4 protein-coding genes are annotated in these 4,401 nt (G+C 67.3%); 1 reads left to right on the forward strand and 3 read right to left on the reverse strand.

The annotated features are described in order from the left end of the window. From ACWELQ_RS39345 to ACWELQ_RS39355, 3 genes are all read right to left on the reverse strand, one after another. Window positions 1–1,066 (reverse strand): hypothetical protein (locus tag ACWELQ_RS39345; RefSeq protein ID WP_452402092.1); only part of this gene is annotated, 1,066 nt, incomplete at its 3' end. 134 nt (window positions 1,067–1,200) lie between these two features. Continuing rightward, window positions 1,201–2,298 carry a ferredoxin reductase gene (locus ACWELQ_RS39350; RefSeq protein WP_452402093.1) on the reverse strand — a complete coding sequence of 366 codons (1,098 nt, stop codon included), beginning with the start codon at window positions 2,296–2,298 and terminating at the stop codon, window positions 1,201–1,203. 32 nt (window positions 2,299–2,330) lie between these two features. After that, on the reverse strand, window positions 2,331–3,581 hold the full coding sequence (locus ACWELQ_RS39355; RefSeq protein ID WP_452402094.1) for a fatty acid desaturase family protein: 1,251 nt from the start codon (window positions 3,579–3,581) through the stop codon (window positions 2,331–2,333). A gap of 260 nt (window positions 3,582–3,841) precedes the next feature. On the opposite strand from ACWELQ_RS39355, the gene ACWELQ_RS39360 reads away from it, so the two are divergent. Further along, the coding region (locus ACWELQ_RS39360; RefSeq protein ID WP_452402095.1) for an NAD(P)/FAD-dependent oxidoreductase at window positions 3,842–4,401 on the forward strand (560 nt) is incomplete at its 3' end.

The raw sequence follows: 4,401 nt of genomic DNA on the forward strand, positions 1-4,401 counted from the left end.
CGGCGGTCAGCGCCGCGCTGAAGGACGGGAGCCCATCGCTGCTACCCGACGTCAGGCGATCGGTGGCGGTGGACGAGCCGCCCCCGGTGGTGGACGAACCACCGCCGGGGGCGGTCGCGGCCTGCTCGGCCGACCCGCCGACGACCCGGTTGTTGCGGAAGCGCTCGGCCTGATCGGCGTTGATCCGCAGGATCGAATAGTCGTGCGGCCCGAAGGTGGAGCTCGCGAAGTACCCGAGTTCGGCGCCGAGACCGTTCTCGCTGTAGTCGTAGATCTTGTGCGGCTCCGTGGTTTTCGCGGCCGGATCGACCAGGTTGTTGGGGTCGCAGTGCCCGGCGGTGATGGCGACGTCGTGGCCGTCGGCGTCGGTGGCGTTGAATCCCAGCGAGCATTTCGCGAACCGGGTCGCGTCGAAGGCGATCCGGAACGGCTGGCCGCCGAGGTACGGTTCGCCGGGCGCGGCGATCGTGATCGGTATCTCGGGATCGTCGGTCGCGGGCGCGGTGTGCGGCGGGTCCACCACGACCAGTTCCACCGCACCCAGGTCGGCGGGCGGCCGCATGGTCCCGCTGGTGTAGAGCACCACGGTATTGCGCCCGATATCGACGGCGTCCCCGTGGAAGGTCCGGGCGGCATCGCTCGGCTGGGCGCCGATCCACCGCCGGATGGCGCCGCGCCGCTGCTGGAGTGCCGCGACGCTGGCCCCGACCCGGACCACCTCGAATCCGGCCTCCCCAACCGCCTTCGTGGCGGCGTCGAGGCCGATACCGTCACTCAGCGCCACCAACGCCCGCGCCCCGTCCATCCGGACCCCGGCGAACACCATGGGATAGGCGGCGCGCGCGACCTTCTCGAAGGCGGCCAGCCGTTGCGCGGTGGCGGCGCGCGCGAGGTATTCCGGCATGTCGATGTGCAGATCCCGCTGGACGGCGGTGGCCAGGTCGGTCGGTGCGGGCTGCGGGCGGCTGGGCGTCGCCCCCGAATCGTCGGGTGCCGCAGCCGATATCGGTATCGCGCTCAGCAGCGCCGCGCAGACGAGCACCGGAACGAGGGTGGTCCGACCCATTCGCCACTCCCAGCCTGAGATGGTCCGCGGATGCCGATTCCGAACTGGAGTTATATCGAATCGGAATGGTATGCCACGCCCGTCCGCAACCGGATGAAACGGACCTCCGGCATGTCGCTGGGTCGCGTCTTTCCTTACGCGTCGACGGCGCAGTCACCCGCGGCGGCGCAGACACAGGCTTGGACCTGTTCTCCGGCCTGGTGCTCGAGACCGGTGCGCAGGTCCCGGACATGGCCCTCGGTGACGGTGACGACGCAGGTCCGGCAGATGCCGACGCGGCAACCGGCCGACATCGGCGCGCCCACGCTTTCCGCGGCCTCCAGAACCGTGGTGGCGCCGTCGGTTTCGACCGTGTGGCCGGTGCGCGCGAAGGTCATGACGCCGCCCTCGCCGATCTCGGCGCGTTCGAGCTCGAAGCGCTCGGTGTGCAGCCGGTCACCGAGACCGGCTGCTGCCCAGTGGCTTTCGATGTCGGAGAGCATGTCCAGGGGTCCGCACGCCCAGGCCCGGCGCTCACGCCAGTCGGGGTAGAGGTAATCCAGGTCGGCCAGATCGAACCGGCCGCGTTCGCCGGTGAAATGCAAGTACGACGTGAAGCCCGGCTGGCGCCGGTCGAGTTCGCGCAGTTCCGCGGCGAAGAGCATGTCGTCGGCACTGCGCGCCGAATGGATGTGTACGACATCGGAGATGGTGTCGCGGCGGCGCATGGTGCGCAGCATGCCCATGATCGGGGTGACGCCGCTGCCCGCGGTCAGGAACAGCATCTTGGCCGGTGGCGGCTCCGGCAGCACGAACCCGCCCTGCGGCGCGGCCAGGCGCACGATGGTGCCGGGCGGGACGCCGTTGACCAGATGGCCGGACAGGAAGCCCTCGGGCATGGCCTTGACCGTGACGGTGACCAGCCGTTCGCCCCGGCGCGCCGGATGGATCCAGCCGGGCGGGCAGGTGAGCGAGTAGGAGCGCCAATGCCAGCGGCCGTCGACGCGAACGCCGATCCCGATGTACTGGCCGGGGGTGAAGGCGAAGTCGAAGCCCCAGCCCGGCTTGATCACCAGGGTCGCGGAGTCTGCGGTCTCCTTGCGCACCTCGACGATCCGGCCGCGGAGCTCCCGCGCCGACCACAGCGGATTCACCAACTGGAGATAGTCGTCGGGCAGCAGGGGAGTGGTGAAGCGCGCGGCGATATCGCGCACCGTGGTGCGCCGGGTCCGCCCGGCGACGGTGTGAACCATGCGAATGTTCCTTGTCTGTCGGCGGATTCGCGTCAGCTGACGGCGACGAGATGGCGGCCGGTGACCCGGCGTCGGCCCTCCCGCAGGGCGGTGCGCAGCCCGCGACGGCGTCCGGTCATCGGGTCGAGGGTGGGCCGGCCGCCCACGGCGCGTTCGGATTTGGTCTCCGGCGCGTCGTCACTGCCGCGGCGCAGCAGCGAGTTCGGCAGCGAGAGCTTCATGATGGTGCGCCACGCCTTGCCGTACTGCACCGGCAGCGGGCCGGTGGTGTAGGGCAGGTCGTACTTGTCGCACAGCTTCCGAACTCGCACGGAGGCTTCGGCATACCGGTTGCTCGGCATATCCGGGAACAGATGATGTTCGATGTGGTAGGAGAGATTCCCGGTCATGAAATGCATGACCGGACCGCCACTGATATTGGCGCCGCCCAGAATCTGACGCAGATACCATTCGCCCTGCGTCTCGTTGTCGGCGTCGAACTTCGTGAACTTCTCCGCGCCGTCGGGGAAGTGCCCGCTGAAGATCACCGTATTCGTCCACACATTGCGCACGATGTTCGCGGCGAAATTCGCGGTCAGCGTGCTGAGGAACGCCGGTCCGGTCAGCAGCGGGAAGAGCACATAGTCCTTCGCGATCTGCCTGCCCGCCTTCTTCAACACCTTGCGCTTGTCCCGATCGAACTGTTCACGCTCGGGACCGTTCTTGGGCAGCCGCCCGGTCAGGATCCGGCCCAGCTGCAGATGCTGCGTCGCCACACCCCACTCGAAGAGCAACTGCAACAGCACGTTGTACACCGGCTGCCCCAGGTGGAAGGGCTTCCAGCGCTGATCGCGGGTCACCCGCAGCACGTCGTAGCCGATATCGCGGTCCATGCCGAGCACATTGGTGTACTTGTGGTGCAGATAGTTGTGCGTGATCTTCCAATGCTCGGCCGGATCGGCGATATCCCATTCCCACTTGGTCGAGTGGATCTCCGGATCGTTCATCCAATCCCATTGGCCGTGCATGACATTGTGGCCGATCTCCATGTTCTCGATGATCTTCGCGGTGCCCAGCAGCGCCACCCCGGCCAGCCACGCGGGCGGCAGGAAACTCGCGAAAAGCACGGTTCGCCCGCCGATTTCGAGCGCCCGCTGCAGGCGGATCACCTTCCGGATATAGGCCGCGTCGCGCTCGCCCAATGATTCGCGAATCTCCCGCTGAATCGCATCCAGTTCGATGCCGATCGCCACCACATCCGAATCACTGAGATGCGCATATTCTTTGACATCCGATATCGCCATGGCGGTTACGGTACCGAAGGTTACGGTCGCGTAGGTTCGCCGAACGGCGATTTCGGCTGTGGTCTTGAACTCATGACATATGTCCCGGAGCGACCTCCGTAGTAGACGGTGTGTCGCGGTGGTGGATCCGGTCCATGTTTCGGAGTGCTGCGGGTCGATGAAAACTGCGTTAACGGGCCAGCCTTCGCTGTTCGTTGTGGTTTCATGAGATGCAACAACGATTCACGTAAGAAGACAGTCGAAGTTGAGGTACCGGTACGATGACCCACACCGCGGAGTTCCTGATCATCGGAGGGGGACTGGAAGGGCTGGCCATCGCCTGGTCGCTGGCCGAGCGCGGGGCGACCGATGTGGTTGTGCTGGAACGCAATACGCTGTGCTCGGGCATGACCGGCAAGTCCAGCGGCGTGGTGCGCTGCCACTACGGAGTCCCCGCGCTGGCGGCCATGTCCTGGTGGTCGGTGCCGTTCTTCGAGAACGCCGCCGAGATCCTCGGCGACGACCTGGGTTTCCGGCAGTGCGGCTACGTGGTCGGCGTCGGCGCGGACAATGTGGACCCGCTGAAGGCGAATGTCGCCATGCAGCAGGAGCTCGGCATCGCGGTCGAGTTCATCGGCGCTCCCGAGATGGCCGAGCTGTGGCCGGGCTTGCGCCTCGACGACTTCGCGGCCTTCGCCTACGAACCCCGCGGCGGGCGCGGCGAGGCCTATTTGACCGGAATGGCTTTCGGGGCGGCCGCGCGTGAGCGCGGCGTGCGCATCCGGCAGCAGTCCGAGGTGGTCGCCCTGCTCGAGCGGTCCGGCCGCGTCGTCGGCGCGCG

It is taken from the genome of Nocardia sp. NPDC004722 (assembly GCF_053601505.1).